Annotated in this window: 17 protein-coding genes and 2 tRNA genes; 17 read left to right on the top strand and 2 right to left on the bottom strand. The window is 56.4% G+C overall.

The genetic code is table 11. The annotated features are described in order from the left end of the window. The first annotated feature begins 29 nt into the window (after positions 1-29). From ruvB to nadA, 11 genes are all read left to right on the top strand, one after another. The gene (ruvB, locus tag C7H08_RS15715) at positions 30-1,061 is read left to right on the top strand and encodes a Holliday junction branch migration DNA helicase RuvB (RefSeq protein WP_106673174.1); all 1,032 of its coding nucleotides are present in this window, start codon (positions 30-32) and stop codon (positions 1,059-1,061) included. Then, on the top strand, positions 1,054-1,479 hold the full coding sequence (gene ybgC / locus C7H08_RS15710; protein ID WP_106673173.1) for a tol-pal system-associated acyl-CoA thioesterase: 426 nt from the start codon (positions 1,054-1,056) through the stop codon (positions 1,477-1,479). Before ruvB ends, ybgC begins: the two co-directional genes overlap by 8 nt. Before the next feature lie 38 nt (positions 1,480-1,517). Further along, positions 1,518-2,204, top strand: a complete 687-nt coding sequence (gene tolQ / locus C7H08_RS15705) for a protein TolQ (RefSeq protein ID WP_106673172.1) — start codon at positions 1,518-1,520, stop codon at positions 2,202-2,204. A 31-nt stretch (positions 2,205-2,235) separates the two neighbouring features. Then, the gene (gene tolR, locus C7H08_RS15700) at positions 2,236-2,685 is read left to right on the top strand and encodes a protein TolR (protein ID WP_106673171.1); all 450 of its coding nucleotides are present in this window, start codon (positions 2,236-2,238) and stop codon (positions 2,683-2,685) included. 75 nt (positions 2,686-2,760) lie between these two features. Further along, entirely contained in the window at positions 2,761-3,750 is a 990-nt protein-coding gene (gene tolA / locus C7H08_RS15695) for a cell envelope integrity protein TolA (RefSeq protein WP_106673620.1), read from the top strand. A gap of 80 nt (positions 3,751-3,830) precedes the next feature. Further along, positions 3,831-5,084: a Tol-Pal system beta propeller repeat protein TolB gene (tolB, locus tag C7H08_RS15690; protein WP_243411451.1), complete on the top strand. Its 1,254-nt coding sequence runs from the start codon at positions 3,831-3,833 to the stop codon at positions 5,082-5,084. A 47-nt stretch (positions 5,085-5,131) separates the two neighbouring features. Next, on the top strand, positions 5,132-5,701 hold the full coding sequence (gene pal, locus C7H08_RS15685) for a peptidoglycan-associated lipoprotein Pal (RefSeq protein ID WP_106673169.1): 570 nt from the start codon (positions 5,132-5,134) through the stop codon (positions 5,699-5,701). Between the two features lie 25 nt (positions 5,702-5,726). Continuing rightward, positions 5,727-6,500, top strand: a complete 774-nt coding sequence (gene ybgF / locus C7H08_RS15680) for a tol-pal system protein YbgF (protein WP_106673168.1) — start codon at positions 5,727-5,729, stop codon at positions 6,498-6,500. A 118-nt stretch (positions 6,501-6,618) separates the two neighbouring features. Then, positions 6,619-6,694 (top strand) — tRNA-Lys (locus C7H08_RS15675). Between the two features lie 76 nt (positions 6,695-6,770). Then, positions 6,771-6,846, top strand: a tRNA-Lys gene (locus C7H08_RS15670). 191 nt (positions 6,847-7,037) lie between these two features. Next, positions 7,038-8,099: a quinolinate synthase NadA gene (nadA, locus tag C7H08_RS15665; protein ID WP_106673167.1), complete on the top strand. Its 1,062-nt coding sequence runs from the start codon at positions 7,038-7,040 to the stop codon at positions 8,097-8,099. A gap of 9 nt (positions 8,100-8,108) precedes the next feature. Here nadA and C7H08_RS15660 read toward each other — a convergent pair whose 3' ends face one another. After that, on the bottom strand, positions 8,109-9,578 hold the full coding sequence (locus C7H08_RS15660) for a M48 family metalloprotease (RefSeq protein ID WP_106673166.1): 1,470 nt from the start codon (positions 9,576-9,578) through the stop codon (positions 8,109-8,111). Between the two features lie 156 nt (positions 9,579-9,734). On the opposite strand from C7H08_RS15660, the gene C7H08_RS15655 reads away from it, so the two are divergent. Continuing rightward, positions 9,735-9,962: a sulfurtransferase TusA family protein gene (locus C7H08_RS15655; RefSeq protein WP_106673165.1), complete on the top strand. Its 228-nt coding sequence runs from the start codon at positions 9,735-9,737 to the stop codon at positions 9,960-9,962. 16 nt (positions 9,963-9,978) lie between these two features. After that, entirely contained in the window at positions 9,979-11,055 is a 1,077-nt protein-coding gene (locus C7H08_RS15650) for an AI-2E family transporter (protein WP_106673164.1), read from the top strand. Between the two features lies 1 nt (position 11,056). Here the strand turns inward: C7H08_RS15650 and C7H08_RS15645 are convergent, their stop codons facing one another. Continuing rightward, positions 11,057-11,524 (bottom strand): peroxiredoxin, encoded by a 468-nt coding sequence (locus C7H08_RS15645; protein WP_106673163.1) that lies wholly within the window; start codon positions 11,522-11,524, stop codon positions 11,057-11,059. Positions 11,525-11,598: 74 nt separating this feature from the next. Here C7H08_RS15645 and dapA point away from each other — a divergent pair, with 74 nt between their 5' ends. Genes dapA through C7H08_RS15625 form a run of 4 tightly spaced genes read left to right on the top strand, consistent with a single transcriptional unit; the run spans position 11,599 to position 15,119 of the window. Next, entirely contained in the window at positions 11,599-12,477 is an 879-nt protein-coding gene (gene dapA / locus C7H08_RS15640) for a 4-hydroxy-tetrahydrodipicolinate synthase (RefSeq protein ID WP_106673162.1), read from the top strand. 34 nt (positions 12,478-12,511) lie between these two features. Further along, positions 12,512-13,606, top strand: coding sequence for an outer membrane protein assembly factor BamC (gene bamC, locus C7H08_RS15635; protein WP_106673161.1), 1,095 nt, complete (start codon positions 12,512-12,514; stop codon positions 13,604-13,606). Positions 13,607-13,649: 43 nt separating this feature from the next. Then, positions 13,650-14,363, top strand: coding sequence for a phosphoribosylaminoimidazolesuccinocarboxamide synthase (gene purC / locus C7H08_RS15630; protein ID WP_106673160.1), 714 nt, complete (start codon positions 13,650-13,652; stop codon positions 14,361-14,363). A 30-nt stretch (positions 14,364-14,393) separates the two neighbouring features. Beyond that, entirely contained in the window at positions 14,394-15,119 is a 726-nt protein-coding gene (locus tag C7H08_RS15625) for a TIGR04219 family outer membrane beta-barrel protein (protein WP_106673159.1), read from the top strand. The last annotated feature ends 9 nt before the right edge of the window (positions 15,120-15,128 follow it).

Below are 15,128 nucleotides of genomic sequence, written 5' to 3'. Positions count from 1 at the left end.
TTGTTTATTCCCAGCAAGCGGATAATGCCATGATTGAATCCGACCGACTGATATCAGCAAAGAGCGGCGACTACGAAGAAGTGTACGACCGGGCCATTCGCCCCACCTTGCTGTCTGAGTATGTTGGTCAGCCAACGGTCCGGGAGCAGATGGAAATCTTTATTTCCGCTGCGCGCGCGCGGCAGGAAGCGCTGGATCATGTCCTGATTTTTGGCCCGCCGGGTCTTGGCAAAACCACGCTGGCGAATATCATTGCCAATGAGATGGGGGTGGCGATCAAAACCACCTCCGGGCCGGTACTCGAAAAAGCCGGTGATCTGGCCGCGATGCTGACCAACCTCGAGGAAGGCGATGTCCTGTTCATTGATGAAATTCATCGCCTGAGCGCCGCCGTTGAGGAAGTGCTGTATCCGGCCATGGAAGACTACCAGCTGGATATCATGATCGGCGAGGGTCCGGCCGCCCGCTCGATCAAGCTGGATCTGCCACCGTTTACGCTGGTTGGTGCGACCACTCGCGCCGGGCTGCTGACCTCTCCCTTGCGCGATCGCTTCGGCATTGTTCAACGGCTCGAGTTTTACAATACTGAGGATTTGACCCACATCATCACCCGTTCTGCGCGTTTGTCGTCAGTATCCATTGATAATGCCGGGGCCTTTGAGATTGCCCGTCGGTCTCGTGGCACGCCGCGGATCGCCAATCGCCTTCTCCGGCGGGTGAGGGATTACGCAGAAGTGCGGGCGGATGGCCGGATCACGGCCGACATTGCCGATCAGGCTCTGAACATGCTGAAAGTCGACAGCCAGGGCTTTGATCACATGGACCGACGGCTTTTGCTGGCGATGATCGAGAAATTTGACGGTGGCCCGGTTGGGGTCGAAAGCCTGGCTGCCGCCATCAGTGAGGAACGGGGCACCATCGAGGATGTTCTGGAGCCGTTTCTGATCCAGCAAGGCTATATGTTACGGACACCAAGAGGGCGGATGGTGACGTCCAGCGCCTATCAGCATTTTGGCGTGGTACCGCCAAAGACGGGCAGGGAGGAAAGCTCTTTTGACTGAAGGCGGGTCCAAAGATGTTTTTGAGCTGCCTATCCGGGTCTATATTGAAGATACCGACGCCGGTGGTATCGTCTTCCACGCCAAGTATCTTCATTACATGGAGCGGGCGCGGACCGAATGGGTACGAAGTCAGGGTGTTGGCTTGCGGGCCGGTTTGGAAGATAACATCAGTTATGTGGTGCAACGCATGAGTCTGCACTATCTGGTGCCGGCCAGGCTGGATGACCAGGTGTTGGTCAGCGCGCAGCCGATTGCGTCGTCGCGGGTGTGGATGAGTTTTCGGCAGCAGGTGTTCAGGGCGACTGACCGCCAGCTTTTGTGTGAGGCCGAGGTGCGGGTTGCCTGCATCGCCCTGGACACCGGGCGGCCACGGCGATTGCCTGAAAATATGCACAGCATTCTTAAGAATTCAATATAATTTATTGAAAAGCATACAAACTTAGTTGGGAGTACACAGTGGAAGCGGAACTTTCAGTCTGGTATCTGATTGCCAATGCCGGGATTCTGGTGCAATTGGTCATGCTGTTGCTGGCGCTGGCATCGGTGGTGTCCTGGGCGTTGATTTTTCAGCGTGTTCAGGTGTTCCGGAAGGCAAAGCAGTCGCAGTTGGCGTTTGAGGAGCGGTTCTGGTCCGGCATGGATTTGGGCCAGCTTTATAAAGAGGTCAATGCAGATCCCACGCCCTTTTCCGGTATGGAATCGGTGTTCCGTGCCGGTTTCAAGGAATTCTCCCGTTTGCGCCAGCAAAGCCGGGATGCCGATGCCGTTATGGAAGGCACTCAGCGGGCCATGCGGGTTGCGTTTTCACGCGAGCAGGAGCGGCTGGAAATGCATCTGCCGTTCCTGGCAACGGTGGGTTCAACCAGTCCCTACGTGGGCTTGTTTGGTACCGTCTGGGGCATCATGAACTCGTTTCGTGGTCTTGCTCAGGTCCAGCAGGCAACCCTGGCAACCGTGGCGCCCGGTATTTCGGAGGCCTTGATCGCTACCGCCATGGGTCTGTTTGCAGCGATTCCAGCTGTTATTGCCTATAACCGCTTTTCGGCGATGTCGGATGCCCTGTTGAAGAACTACGAAACCTTTGCCGAGGAGTTTTCCAGCATTCTGCACCGGCGTGTGCACAACAACGATCAGGCTGCCTGATGGCACTGATCGGTAGCGGGAGGTTAACGGAATGAGCGGCATGAAAGGCATGATGTCCCAGGACCGGCGCAAGCCGATGTCAGAGATCAACGTAGTGCCTTATATCGACGTTATGCTGGTGCTGTTGGTGATCTTTATGGTGACCGCGCCTATGCTGACCCAGGGCGTGAAAGTCGACTTGCCCCAGACCACATCGGATCCGATTCAGCAGGACAAGGATGTGGAATCCATTACGGTGTCGGTGGACAGCAATGGCGCTTATTACCTGGAGGTGGGTGATCGAAGTGGCGACCCTATGTCACTGGCGGAGGTCAGAGAGCAGGTTGCCAAGATCCTGTCGCAGCGCACCAATGGCGAAGTGCTGGTTCGGGGTGACGAATTCGTGGAGTACGGCGTTGTCGTCAGGCTGATGGCGGAACTCCAGGCCGCGGGCGCAACCGGTGTTGGTTTGATTACCGACACGCCCCGGGAACGGCCGTAACAGGGTGGCATTATTTTTGTGAAGGGTCATAAGCGGGAAATTATCAGTACCGAACCAGCACCGCTGAAATCACCGGTGGTGATGTCGGTTGCCTTGCACCTGTTGATTATGGGGGTAGCCCTTGCAGGCTGGTCCTGGACGTCGCCGGTGTCTGAACCCGAACCCACGTTGATTTCCGCGCGCTTGGTCAGCCCGGAACCGCGGCCCAGCCCGGTGGTGGACGAGCAGGATCAACGCGATCTTGAGCAGGAGCGGCGCCAGCAACAGGAGAGAGAGCGTCAGCAGGAAGAGGCCGAGCGCAGGCGTCGGGAAGAGCAAGCGCGCCTGGAAGCAGAGCGGCAAGCGCAAGCGGCATCTCAGGCCCAGGCGAAGCAGCGCGAAGAAGAACAGAAGCGGCAGGAAGCTCGGGCTCGTGAGCGTGCTGAACAGCAATCCCGGGAGCAGGAAGCGGCCCGGCAGCGGGCCGAAGCTGAGGCCAAGGAACGCGAGCGTCAGCGGGCAGAAGAAGAGCGCCGCCGCCAGGAAGAAGCACAGCGTAAGGCCGAAGCAGAGCAGCGGCGCCAGGAAGAACGGCGTAAGCAGGAAGAGGCAGAACGCAAGCGTCAGGAAGAAGTTGCCCGGCAAGAGGCGGAACGAAAGCGCCAGGAAGCCGAACGCCGTTTGAGAGAACAGCAGCTCGAGGCCCTGGCGGACGAGTCACAACGTACCCGTGAAGCGGAGGCGCGCCGTCAACAGGAGGCTGCCGCAGCTCGTGCCCGTGACGCGCAGATGCTTTCAGAAAGCGAAAAATATCAGTCGCTTATTCGGGAACGGCTGAGTCAGGCCTGGTACCCGCCGTCCTCCGCCACCGAGGATATGACGGCGCGAATCCAGATAACTCTGCTGCCGACCGGGGAACTGGTCAGCGCGAGGCTGGTCAGCACTAGCGGAAATACCGCGTTTGATAACTCGGCGCTGGGTGCAGTCCGATCATTGAGCCGGTATCCGGTGTCCTCAGACCGCAACACGTTTGAGCGCTACTTCCGCCAGTTCACCATTGAATTTAACCCGCAACGGTTGCGGTGAGGCCTATGACTTTGAATACACATAACGCTTATCGCCAGGGATTTCCTCTCGCCACTGCGCTGACGGCACTGGTCCTGTTCATGCTGGTTGCGGGCAGCGCAAGAGCAGAATTGCTGATCCGTATTACCGAAGGTGCCGACTCCGCCATTCCAATTGCGGTAGTGCCCTTCGCTGAGAGCGGGGCCATGCCTGCTGGTGATAAGGTCAGCAGTATTGTTCAGGCAAATCTCACCATGAGTGGCGAATTCCGCCCACTTGAGCCGTCCAGAATGCTCAGCTTGCCTGCGCAGCGTTCGGAGGTGTATTTCCGTGACTGGCGCATGCTCGGGCAACGCTATGTTCTGGTGGGCCAGTTGAACCGGTCAGGTGATCGCATTGAGGCGAGGTACGAGTTGTTCGACGTTAACCGGGAGCAGCGCATTCTTGGCGAAACCGCCGGCGCTTCGGTCAATAGCGTACGAACTCTGGCTCACCACATCAGTGACCGGGTATACGAAGCAATCACCGGCGATCCGGGCGTGTTTTCGACCAAGCTGGCTTACATCACCCTCAACAGAACCGGTAATGACACCCGCTACCGCCTGCAGGTGAGTGATCTGGACGGAAAACGTGCCAGGGTCCGCCTGGAAAGCCAGGAGCCGATTCTCTCTCCGGCCTGGTCGCCAGATGGCAAGCAATTGGCCTATGTCTCGTTCGAAACAGGTAAGCCAGTGGTGTTCACCCATGAACTGGCCACCGGTGAGCGTAAGAAAGCAGCAGATTTCCCCGGGCTGAATTCGGCACCCGCCTGGTCTCCGGATGGTAAGTCCCTGTTGTTGACTCTGTCGAAAGATGGCAACGCCGAGATTTATCGATTGGACATCGCGTCGGGCAATCTGACCCGGCTGACCAATCATTGGGCGATTGATACAGAAGGCGCCTGGGACCATACCGGCAAGGGTATCTTCTTTACCTCTGATCGTTCCGGTGGGCCGCAGATCTACCACATGGAGCGCCTGGGTGCTGAGCCAAAACGCATAACCTTCGGCAGTCGCTACAACGCCCGCGCCCGCCCGGATGCCAAAGGCGAGTACGTCTACTACGTTCATCAAAGAAACCGGGCGTTCCACATTGCCCGAATCAATCTGAAAAGCGGTGAGGAGTCGGTCATAACCCGAACCGAATCGGATGAGTCACCAAGCGTTTCGCCAAACGGACGCATGTTGATTTACGCCACCCAGCGAAACGGTACCAGCGTGCTTACCGTGGTGTCAGCGAACGGCGGAGCGGCATACAGCCTGCCAGCGGCAGACGGCGATGTGCGTGAGCCGGCCTGGGGTCCTATCGTTCGTTGATCCTGTTGTTGTTTAATAAATCCAAGTTGAAAAAAGGAAGTGCATACATGAAATTTTCAGTACAGTCCAAAGCGTTTGCAATGTTGTTGTCTGTTGGTCTGGTAGCCGGCTGTAGCTCTACAGGGGATACCATGGAGGACGGAACCTACGGTTCTGATGTTGCTGCCATTGATCAGGAAGGCGGTTCTACCGTTTATGGCGGCATGGATGGCGAGGGCGTTTCGTCTTCCGACCTGTCTGATGATCAGCGCCAGGCGGCTCAGCAGGAAGCCGAACAGGTGGCTCTGCGTAACATCACCGTCTTCTACTTCGATTTCGATACTTCAGAAATCAAACAGGAAGCTCGGGATGTGCTGATCGCTCACGCTCGTTTCCTGGCCGACAACCCGCGTCAAAACGTGCGCCTTGAAGGTCATACCGATGAGCGCGGCACCAAAGAATACAACCTGGCCCTGGGCGAGCGTCGCGCCAGTGCCATTCAGCGTTTCCTGATCGTAAACGGTGCTTCCCGCGGCCAGCTTGAAACCGTAAGCTATGGTGAAGAAAAGCCCGCGGTGCATGGCTCATCTGAAAGCGCATGGGCACAGAACCGTCGCGTAGAGCTGGTGTTCCAGTAATCGAAGATAACTACCGGAAGGTCCCATGAGAAAACTGCTCATGGCGACAGTGCTGTTCCCGCTGGGCCTTGGCCTGGCGGGAGTCAGTCTGGCACAGTCGTCCACACCCGCGTTCCAGAACAACAGCTCCGAGGCCCAGCGCAAGTCGGGTAATAACCAGGCCACGGCAGAATTGTTTTACATGATTCAACAACTCCAGGCTAATGTGCGCAGGTTGCAGGGCCAGGTGGAGGAGCAGCAGCATCAGATCGGCCAGTTGCAGCAGCAAAGTCGTGACCGATACGTGGATCTTGATCAGCGGATTCTGGAGCTCTCGAAAACCGTTGAAAGCAAACCTGCTGGTGGCTCAGCCACAACAGCGGAATCTGGTCAGTCCGCCGAAAGCGGGCGTTCAGCGCCGGCCAGAGTCTATCGTTCTCCGGGCGCGGAGGAACGGGAATCCTATAACGCCATTATCGATCTGATCCGCAACAAGAAAGAGTTCGATACCGCGATCAGCCAATTGTATGAATTCATCGACCAGTACCCCGAAGGTGACTTGACCGTTAACGCCTATTACTGGCTTGGTGAAGTGTATCTGGCAGAGCCCAAGCTGGAGCAGGCAAAGCAGGCATTTACCATTGTCGCGACCCGTTTCAATGATCATCGCAAAGCAGCAGACGCCGTTTATAAGCTGGGCGTAACGCTGGACCGGCTTGGTGAGAAAGAAGAAGCAAAGCGCAGGATGCAAAGTGTTGTCGATCGTTACCCGAATACCGGTGCCGCGGATCTTGCCCGCAAGTTTCTGGCGTCTGCCTGAATTTGGTCACCGATTGATCCAGTTGATGGTATCTTGATCAGATCCTTAAAAAAGTTAGTGAATCCCCAAGAAAGGGGTTGATCAGCGCCGAAATATCAGTACTATATGCGCCTCGTTTGGGTCGTTAGCTCAGTTGGTAGAGCAGTTGGCTTTTAACCAATTGGTCGAAGGTTCGAATCCTTCACGACCCACCAAACGCAGAATATCGGTCATATGTACCTCGGTTATATGTACCGTTGTTCGCCGGAAGCAAGGCCGGCATCCAGCTATGGGTCGTTAGCTCAGTTGGTAGAGCAGTTGGCTTTTAACCAATTGGTCGAAGGTTCGAATCCTTCACGACCCACCAATAAGTGAACCCGTTTTACGGGTCTGCGGAAAAAAGAGCCTCAGGGCTCTTTTTTTTTGGCTGTAAGAACCCATCGTAGCCATGAGGGCCTTGAAACTAAGTCGTGAACTAACACAGATATGTTTCATGGCCATGAATTCAGGTTGGTAAATGGTATACTTTCACGGTAAATGCAACTCAGAGATCCAGAGATGACACGAGCGCAAGACCGTATCCTTGTTCAGGAACATCTGGCCCACCAGGCAGAGCCCAAGGCTCTTAGTGCCAGCGAGAAATCTGAACTTGAGGCGCGCATCAAGGCTGCCCTCAAGGCCAAGAATGCCGTGCTCGTAGCCCACTATTACACCGATCCTGATATCCAACGCCTGGCCGAAGAAACCGGCGGCTGTGTATCGGATTCGCTTGAAATGGCGCGTTTTGGCAATCAGCATCCGGCCACAACTGTTGTTGTCGCGGGCGTCCGTTTTATGGGCGAAACCGCCAAAATCCTGAATCCCGAGAAGCGGGTGTTGATGCCGACACTTGAGGCAACCTGCTCTCTGGACGTCGGCTGCCCGGCCGATGAGTTCTCCGAGTTTTGTGACCAGCATCCGGATCGGACGGTGGTGGTGTACGCCAACACGTCGGCCGCTGTGAAGGCGAGGGCAGACTGGGTGGTAACGTCGAGCTGTGCTCAGGCCATTGTTGAGTATCTGGATGCGAAAGGTGAAAAGATCCTGTGGGCACCGGACAAGCACCTTGGCCATTACGTGCAGAAGACCACCGGCGCTGACGTGTTGCTGTGGGATGGCTCCTGCATCGTGCACGAGGAGTTCAAATACCGTGGGCTTGAAGATCTCAAGGCGCTGTATCCGGATGCGGCCGTTCTGGTCCACCCCGAGTCCCCTGATGAAGTGGTGCAGATGGCAGACGTGGTGGGTTCCACCTCGCAACTGATCCATGCGGTACAGACGTTGCCCAATCAGGAATTCATTGTGGCGACGGACAACGGCATCTTTTACAAGATGCAGCAGCTGGCCCCGGGCAAAACATTGATTGAAGCGCCCACCGCCGGGAATGGTGCAACCTGCCGCAGTTGTGCCCATTGCCCGTGGATGGCGATGAACGGCCTGGAGAATCTGTTGCATGTGCTGGAACATGGCGATCAGGAAGTGTTGGTGAGTGACGAGCTGCGTGAGGACGCGTTGAAGCCTTTACGCAGGATGCTCGACTTCACCGCCAACATGAATCTACAGGCCGCCGGCAACGCCTGACCGGCTGTGTCAGCCCCGGCGAGCCTGCAGGCGGTCGGCAATATCGTTCAGGCGTTCGTTGACCACCTGTCGTTCGGCCGAGCCGGCCGGCAGCTTTTCCTGAGCCTGGCGCAGTTGGCGCTGGGCTGACTGAAGATCTCCCACCATGGCGTAATATTCGGCCCGCGCCCGGTGCACGCCGACAATATTCCTTGCCATGCCTTCCGCCTCGGCCAGGCGTAACCAGATCTGTTCACGATCGGGCAGGCGACGCGCCAGATCTCTTAACAGACCGGCCGCGCTGGCACCGTTGCCGTCGGCGATTTCGATTTTCGCGAGAGTCCAGCTGATCGGGTAGTTTCCGGGATTCCTGGCAAGTGCCCGCTTCATCAGAGCTCTGGCTTCCTCATGGCGTTCCTGGTCAAGCAGCACGTCGGCCAGAGTCACCTGGTAGGTGATTCTGCCGGGGTTATTGTCCAGTAGCGTGCTGAGGATGCTCTCGGCTTTGTCGTATTGGCGGTTGTCTTGATAGGCAATGGCCAGGCCGTAGCGAATGGCATCGTTGCGTTTGGCGTCATCTCGGCTGAGGTAGTCCTCAAAGGTCTGCACGGCCAGCTCTGGCGACTGGGCGTAGCGCACCTGCAGGCGGCTGCGCACCAGATGATATTCCTGGCCATCCGGAATCCGCTCGTCAGGATATTGCTCGGCCCGGTTGCGGCTGTCTGCTACGCGGTTCTGGGTCAAGGGGTGGGTAGACAGGTACTCGGGCAGCTGATTGCCTTGCAGCCGGTTCTGTCTCATCATGATTTCGAACATTTCCGGCATGCCCCTGGGGTCCAGGCCGGCATTGGCGAGAATTTCCATGCCTACCCGGTCCGCTTCCTGCTCATGGGAGCGGCTGTAAGCCAGCATGTTCTGGATGGCCATTGCCTGAGTGCCGGCAATGGCGGCGATGCCGATGTCGGATTGGGTGACGGCTGACAACACGATCCCGGCGATCATTCCGGCCAGCGTTAACGGCGCACTGGTTTCCTGTTGTTCCATGCGTCGGGCAAAGTGGCGCTGACTGAGATGCGCCAGTTCGTGGGCCATAACAGAGGCGAACTGTTGTTCGGTTGCGGCATTCAGGAACAGGCCGCCGTTCACGCCGACAACGCCCCCGGGCACCGCAAACGCGTTCAGGGCCGGGCTATCGATCAGAACCAGCTTGAGGTCGCGGTTATCCAGCGGTGCTGAGGGTACCAGTCGGTAGGTGATGGTCTGCAGGTAGTCGTAAACCAATGGGTCCTGAATCTGCGGCGCAGAGCGGCGGATGGATGCCATTACCTGTTGGCCGATTTCGGCTTCCTGCTGGCCGGAGATCAGGCCGCCGCTGCCGCCGATGCTGGGCAAGCTGGCTTCCTGAGCGAAGGCGTGCCCAGCCGGTAAGAGCAGGGTGGCAGCCAGGCTCATGGTGGTCAGGATTCGGATAAGAAGGTTCTGGCGGTCAGTTCGGTTCATGGATATAGGTTGCGCCCGGTATCAGATGGCATTTTTGACAACAGCATAGCCAAGAAAGTTCTGGTCAGGATTACGAAGACATGAGATGCAATAGGGTAACACCCCCGGCATAATGCCCGCTCGTTTATTGGATAATAGTAATGGTGCTCGTTAACAATGACTGATCGATTTCTGGACGCGTCCGGGCTGCGTTGCCCAATGCCACTGCTAAAAACCAAACTTGAATTGAACTCCATGACCGAGGGGCAGGAACTGGAGGTTGTGGCTACCGATGCGGGTTCTGCCCGGGATATTCCGGCTTACCTCGGTATGTCTTCCCATTGTCTTATTAGCCAGTCTGAGCATCACGGTGAATATCGATTCGTGATAAAGTGCGGCGGTTAACCTCCCGGAGTTGTTCATGGTCAGGATTTTACGCGGTTTAGCCCATAAGTATTTTTCGGATGAAGAAGCGGTGATCCTCTTTCTGCTTCTCCTTACCGGTATCGTTTTTATTATCCTGTTTGGGGCCATGCTGGCGCCGGCGATCGCGTCTCTTATTATTGCTTTTATCCTTCAGGGCCTGGTTGCCAAGCTTCATAAAATGGGCGTGCCTGAGCTGGTGGCGATTCTGGGTGTGTTTGTGGTGTTCCTGGGGGTGTTGGTCGGGGTAATCTTCGGTCTGTTGCCGCTGATCTGGACCCAGGTCAGCAACCTTGCTGGCGAGACGCCACGGATCATTCGTGAGCTGCAGTCCTATCTGGAATTGTTACCTGATGAGTATCCACATCTGATCTCCGTTGAGGCGGTAGACGCCGTGTACCAACAAGTATCGAACGAAGTGGCACACATGACGCAGTGGCTGGTGTCATTTTCACTGTCCAGTATTCCAGATGTGGTGGCGCTCCTGATCTATATGGTGCTGGTGCCGATACTGGTGTTCTTCTTTTTGAAGGATCGCAAGGTACTGGTGAGATCTGTTGGCCGGATGCTGCCTCCCCAGCGCCCGATGATGATTCGCATCTGGCAAGAGGTGAACATGCAATGTGCCAACTACGTTCGGGGCAAGGCGGTTGAGATTCTTATCGTTGGCGGCGTCACCTATGTAGCATTCAAGTTCCTGGGTATGCCATACGCGGCACTGTTGTCGTTGCTGGTGGGCCTGAGCGTGGTGATTCCCTACATTGGTGCCGCGGTTGTCACCATTCCAGTGGCGATCATTGCGTTGTTTGCGTTTGGTTGGGGATCTCAGTTTATCTGGGTGATGGTGGCTTACGGTATTATCCAGGGCTTGGATGGTAACGTTCTGGTGCCCATCCTGTTCTCGGAAGTGAATAACCTGCACCCGGTAGCCATAATTGTTGCGGTGCTTTTCTTCGGCGGTATCTGGGGCTTGTGGGGTGTGTTCTTTGCGATCCCCTTGGCCACTGTGCTCAAGGCGATCTTTTCGGCCTGGCCGGTGAAGGAATCGCAGCCCGCACCGGCCGCCACGGAGTAGGTCAGAGGGCTTTGACTGCCTCCAGCACCTCAGCAACGTGGCCGGGTACTTTAACGCCGCGCCACTCCTGACGCAGAATACCGTCTTTGTCGATCAGGAAGGTGCTGCGCTCGATGCCCAGGTGCTCCTTGCCGTAGAGCTTTTTCAGTTTGATGACGTCGAACAGTTTGCACAGGGTTTCGTCTTTATCCGAGATCAGGTGAAACGGAAACTCATATTTGGCCCGGAAGTTGGCGTGTGCCTTCAGGCCATCGCGGGACACCCCGAAAATTTCCGTATCCAGCTCACTGAACTGAGCCATTCGGTCCCGAAAATCCTGGCCTTCAGTGGTGCAGCCGGGCGTGTTGTCTTTTGGGTAGAAGTAGATAACAACGTTTTTGCCCTTCAGGTCGGTCAGTTTGACGGTCTGATCGCCGGTAGCCTCGGCCTGAAAGTCGGGTACTGGTTGTCTCAATGCTACGGATGACATGACATCTCCTTTAATTTCCTTGTGTCAGTTCGAGCCCAACATTACCATAACGGTTTTATTCGGACGGAGTTTTTATGATTACGGGTAGCCTCGTCGCACTGGTCACGCCCATGCTTCCAAACGGTGATATTCACTGGGAAGATCTGGACAAACTGGTGGACTTTCATCTTGAAAACGGCACCCACGGCATTGTTGCTGTGGGCACCACCGGCGAATCCGCAACGCTGGACCCGAAGGAGCATTGTCGGGTTATCGGCCATATCATAAAACGGGTTGCCGGCCGGATTCCCGTGATCGCCGGCACCGGTGGTAACAGCACGCGCGAAGCCATCGAGCTGACCACCGAGGCCCATAAACTCGGTGCCGATGCCTGCCTTCTTGTTGTGCCTTACTACAACAAGCCGACCCAAGAGGGTCTTTACCAGCACTTCAAGGCCATTGCCGAGGCGGTGCCCGGCATGAGCCAGATTCTCTACAACGTGCCGGGCAGAACCGCCTGTGACATGTTAAATGAGACCGTCGAGCGACTGGCCGACATCCCCAATATCATTGGCATTAAAGATGCGACCGGCAACATCCCCCGTGGCACCGAACTGATCGCAGCTGTCAAAGGCCGTTTGACGGTGTACTCCGGTGATGATGCTACCGCCGCCGATCTGATGCTGGCGGGCGCCAAGGGTAACGTATCAGTTACCGCCAACGTGGCGCCAAAGGCCATGGCACAGCTTTGCGAAGCGGCGATTGCCAGTGACGAAGCTGAAACCCGCCGTTTGAACGAGCTGCTGATGCCGCTCAATCGCAAGCTGTTTCTTGAAGCCAACCCGATCCCGGTTAAATGGGCTCTGCATCGGATGGGAATGATCGGAGAAGGCATTCGTCTGCCGCTCACGCTGCTTAGTGAGAAGTTCCACGGCGAGGTGGAAGAAGCACTCAAGGCCTCAGGCGTACTCTGAGGCCAACCGATTCCCGTTTTACCGGAGTAACCCGATGCAGGTTCCTGGAAGAGCCCGTTGTACCAAGTCACCTCTGTTACGGCCATTGGCCGGATTCCTGTTAGCAGGTACCCTGGCCGGCTGCGGTGTCCTGGAAGATCGTTCCCAGCGCTACGTTGACGCTCCTGAGGGGCAGCCTATTCAGGCACCGGAAGGCGCGGATAGCTCACGTTTTAATGAAATCATGCCGATCCGCAGCATCAATGCGGATGATTCCCGGCGGATGTATCCGTCCTCGATTCCCCAGCCACCGGATATGACCTCTGAGATCCTTGATCAGAATTATGTGGTTGAAGAGTTTGATGGCCGGTTGTGGCTGCTGGTGAACGAAGTGCCTGGCAGGCTTTGGCCAGTGGCAGGCGCGTGGATGAACGCCACCGGTCTGGGGGTTGCCCATGACAGCCCGCAGTTGGGCATTCTGCAAAGTGAGCTGGCCAATTTCAGCAAGCGTAGCCGCGAACTGTTGGGTCTGGCGGACGAACCCACCGGCAGCGAAGCGCGCGTGGTGTTGCAGGCCCGCCTGGCGCCAGGAATCCGGCGCCGAACCACCGAAATTCAGGTGCGAATTGTTGAGTCGGATGAAACCCCGGAAGGCCTGATGGCCTGGGATGCTGAAGCCGAAGCAGGCAGCAGCGCTCGGGACAGACAACAATCTCTGTTGACCGATCTTGGCGAATTCATGAAACAGCGTGAGGACAACAAGTCGTTCTCCCGCGCAGCGTCCGGAATGGTCGCCCAGCCGCTGGTCCGGCTGATGTCTGAAGGAGAACAGGCGGTTGCGGTAAAGGTTGAGTTGGACTTTGGTCGGACCTGGGCAGAGGTGAATCGCTCCCTGGAAGATATTGACGCTCGAATTCAGGATCTTAACCGAAGCGAACGCTGGTTTCATGTTGATTTCCGTAGCGAAGACGAACGCACACCGGGCTGGTTCTCCTGGTTCAGCAGTAAAGATGAGCCTCGCCACACGCACACCGTCAATATTGAGCAACGCGAAGGCGCCATGTTCGTGACGGCAGAGACAGTGCAAAACTACACTGGTGAGTACAGCTCGGCGGACCTGCTCACTCAATTATTCGAACACCTGTATTAAGGCCGGGCGGTCAGCAAAGCCGCCTGCCGTTCTGGAGATTTCAATGGAAAAGCGCGAAGAGCTATACGCCGGCAAAGCCAAATCTGTTTACCGCACGGATGACCCCAACCGTTTTGTGTTGGAATTCCGGGATGACACCTCAGCCTTTGACGGCGAGAAGAAAGAACAGCTGAACCGGAAGGGCATGGTGAACAACAAGTTTAATGCCTTCATCATGGACAAGCTGGAGGCCGCTGGTGTCCCGACGCATTTTGAAGCCTTGTTGTCCGGCACAGAGTCTCTGGTCAAAAAACTGGATATGATTCCGGTGGAATGCGTGGTGCGTAACATCTCCGCTGGCAGTCTCTGTCGCCGGATTGGGGTAGAGGAAGGCCTGACGCTGAACCCGCCCACGTTTGAGCTGTTTCTGAAAAACGATGCCCTGCATGATCCGATGGTCAACGAATCTTTGGCGGTCAGCTTTGGCTGGGCGACAGAGCAGGAGCTGGCTCGGATGAAAGAGCTCACCTACCAGGTCAACGATGTGCTCAAGGCGCTGTTCGACGCCGCCGGCATGTTGTTGGTGGATTACAAACTGGAGTTTGGCCGTAGCGAAGGCGACATTGTTCTGGGTGACGAATTCAGCCCCGATGGCTGTCGCATCTGGGATAAGGAAACCCGTAAGAAAATGGACAAAGACCGCTTCCGCCAGGGCCTTGGCGATGTGATTGAAACCTACGAAGAAGTAGGTCAACGGCTGGGTATCCAGTTCGACTGAACATAACAACCGACAACAAACGGGTGTGATATGCGTAAACTGATGATGGCAATGGGCGCTTCCATGCTGGCGGCTGCTCCGGTGGTTTCTGCTGATATTCTTGGCGTGGGCGCCACCTTTGGCTACTGGGATGCCGATTATTCCGGTAGTGCATCCAAGGGCAATGACCGGGTGGATCTGGAACAGGATCTGAACCTGAGCAGCGACTCCAATGCCAACCTCACCGCTTACTTTGAGCACCCGGTGCCGGTGTTGCCGAACGTCCGGCTGGCCTATACCCGGACCAAGCAGAGTGGCAATGGTCAGTTGGACTCTGGTTACGATCTGCTTGTTCCCGGCTCTGTGAGATCAGAACTGGAGCTCGAGCAACTGGATTTAACGCTGTACTACGAGCTGCTGGATAACTGGGTTAACCTGGACCTGGGCTTGACGGTAAGGGATTTTTCAGGTGATCTGGTGATCATCGATACCTTGGGCCGTTCCAACCAGACCAAAGCCGACGCCGTGCTGCCATTGCTGTACCTAGCCGCGCGGTTTGACCTGCCGCTTACCGGTGTTTCTGTCGGCGGTGACGCCAACGCCGTCAGCTTCGACGGCGACTCGGTCTATGATTTCAATGTCTACGGCCAGTACGAGTTGTCATTGCTTCAGCTGCGGGCAGGCTATCGCCAGATCTCTCTGGATTACGACGATGGCGATGATAATCTGGACATCGAACTCAGCGGCCCGTTTGTCAGTGCCGGTTTGAGATTCTGAATAGCACGC

This window comes from Marinobacter halophilus (assembly GCF_003007685.1).
GTDB lineage: Bacteria > Pseudomonadota > Gammaproteobacteria > Pseudomonadales > Oleiphilaceae > Marinobacter > Marinobacter halophilus.
The sequence above is the reverse complement of the archived record's forward strand: the minus strand, read 5'-3'. Positions and strand labels throughout refer to the sequence as shown.